Raw genomic sequence first — 2441 nt, 5'->3', positions numbered from 1 at the left:
AAAATATAAGCTTGGCAAAACAAATATTGAGCTCTTAAACTATCGGATATTGATATGATCATCATGACCTATATATTTACTCAATATAATCATCAAATAGTGCAATCAAGTTAACCTAATATAAAAGCTTATTTTCAATAAAAAACACATCATAATACCCCCTTGCCTTTTAACCACAAAAATATTGAAGTTATTATTTAGAAGCAATTAATAGAAAAATAAACAAATCTTTTTTAAACAAGCTACTAATAAAAATATCTCCATCGAAAATAAAGTATAAAAATTCAAAAACCATTTAATAAAGTATCAATAGAGTTAAAATACATATAGCTTACTTTTAATTTTAAAGAGGAATACAAGAAATAATTTCTTGTATTCCTGTTATAAGATTGGGAGAACCAAGTTGATAATTTCACCCATTTCTTTGGATCTATTAATTTAAGTTTCGACTTTACTTATTTGAGCTTAGCCATTTGGTCGAGTCACAATCGGGAAAATTGAATCTGGACGTTTAAACATTGCAAAGAATTTTCCAATTTTCAGTGGATTACCTTTGACTTTACTGTCTTTAGAAAGCAGGACTTTTACCCCTTCTATTTGACCTGTAATCATTTTTAGATATAAGGGCTTGGTTAAGGTTAATGTAGGGCAATCCAATGCCAAATCTTTACTTTCATCATAACGCTTAAACTGCATGACTGAGTTTTCAACCCATAATGAAAAATGCTCTTTGGTATCCGACAAAACCAGATTGATACACTGGTTTTCATTTTTTAAATTTTCCACATCTAAATTTGTCGCCATAGCTTCAAGAAATCTTTCAGTTGGTGTATGAATCAATAAATCACTCGGATCAGAAGTATTTTGTAGGGGTACATTATTTTGTAGCTCTTGAGCGCCCACCAAAAAGAAATTACGCCAAGTTGAAGCCTCAGCAGCATAGCCCAATTGACGATAAGTATTCGCCAATAAGTCTTTTGCTTGTTGGTTTTGAGGGTTATTCAACACAATATGTTTTAAAATCTCGGCAGCCCATCTATAGTCAGCTTGAGCGTAGGCATCCCGCGCATTTTTCAATGCATTGTTCTCCCCACCTGCTAACTCAATATATTTTTTTGCAACAGCTTTAGGGGGTAATGGATCTAAATTGGAAGGATGGGCATCGAACCATCCCATATAATATTGGTATACTGCTTTTACATTATGTTTTAGGGTTCCATAATAGCCATGAGCATATAGTTTTTGATCAAGTGCCGCTGGAAGCTTAATTTTTTCGGCAATTTCAGCGCCATTAAAACCAGAGTTCATATATCTCACCGTCTGATCATGCGTGAACTTATAAACATCTCGCTGGGTTTTAATAAAATCTTGAATATTGTCATTGCCCCAGACAGGCCAATGATGCTGTGCAATCAATACATCGGATGCTTTGGCATGCTGCATTGCTTGGTCTAGATAGCCCACCCATTTTAAGGCATCACGGACTTTAGCACCCCGAAGGGTATAAAGATTATGCATGGTATGAGATAGAATTTCTGCGCCGTTATAAAGTTTCAATGATGGGATAGAGAACGTTAATTCTGCTGGTGCTTCTGAACCCGGCACGTTATAAAACACAAAATCCAAGCCATCAACCGTCATTTTCTGTTCTGGTTGAGTGATCAGTTGTGTAGGCTCAAGGATGCCCATTTTTCCCACAGCAACAGCCTTACCTAAACCTGTATCCACCAATCCTTCCGCATTTTTAGGTAGAAAAGTTCCATACATATAAGTCGCACGACGTATCATGGCTGAACCTGCCATCACATTTTCACTGGTCGCTTCTTCCATAAAGCCTTTTGGCGCAATAATTGGAGTTTTTCTAGCGTTAATTTCTTCGCTAGAAAGAACGCCTAATGCACCACCAAAATGATCGATATGGCTATGGGTAAAGATAATGGCTGAAATTTTTTGCTCACCTAAATGCTGTCTAGCAAATTTAAGTGCTGCTTCAGCCGTTTCTTTAGAGGTTAATGTATCCACAATAATCCAGCCAGTATCACCCTGAATGATGGTCATATTTGCCAAATCAAAACCACGAATTTGCCAAACTCGATCTGTTACTTTAAATAGCCCAACATTGTTGTTTAATTTTGCTTGTCGCCATAGAGTGGGATTAACGGTATTTGGTGCTTGATCTTGTAAAAAACTAAATGCATCAAAATCCCAGATAACATTGCCTTTCTCACTTTTAATTTGACCTGTTGGCTTGGCAATAAAGCCCTTTTGAGCCTGATTAAACTCAGTCATATCCTCTAAGTTATACTTCGCCTTATATGTATTATTTGATTCAATGACCGCTTTTTCTACTACAGTATTTGCTGCAAAAACAGAAAATGGCAGAATAAGCATCAATGAAACTGTTAAAAACTTAATTTTCATCTTCTTTCCTTTTTTTAAAT

Annotated in this window: 1 protein-coding gene; it reads right to left on the bottom strand. The window is 35.6% G+C overall.

Translation table 11 applies throughout. The features are described 5' to 3' along the window. Window positions 1-465: 465 nt before the first annotated feature. On the bottom strand, window positions 466-2421 hold the full coding sequence (locus WA249_RS18820) for an alkyl/aryl-sulfatase (protein ID WP_000693745.1): 1956 nt from the start codon (window positions 2419-2421) through the stop codon (window positions 466-468). Window positions 2422-2441: the final 20 nt, after the last annotated feature.

Source organism: Acinetobacter sp. 161(2023) (genome assembly GCF_037027805.1).
In the GTDB taxonomy this organism is placed as follows: domain Bacteria; phylum Pseudomonadota; class Gammaproteobacteria; order Pseudomonadales; family Moraxellaceae; genus Acinetobacter.
This window is presented reverse-complemented; position numbering and strand designations above follow the sequence as displayed.

Excerpts from the sequence above, each read along its gene's own strand:
- WA249_RS18820 (WP_000693745.1), bottom strand. The coding sequence starts at position 2,421 with ATGAAAATTAAGTTTTTAACAGTTTCATTGATGCTTATTCTGCCATTT.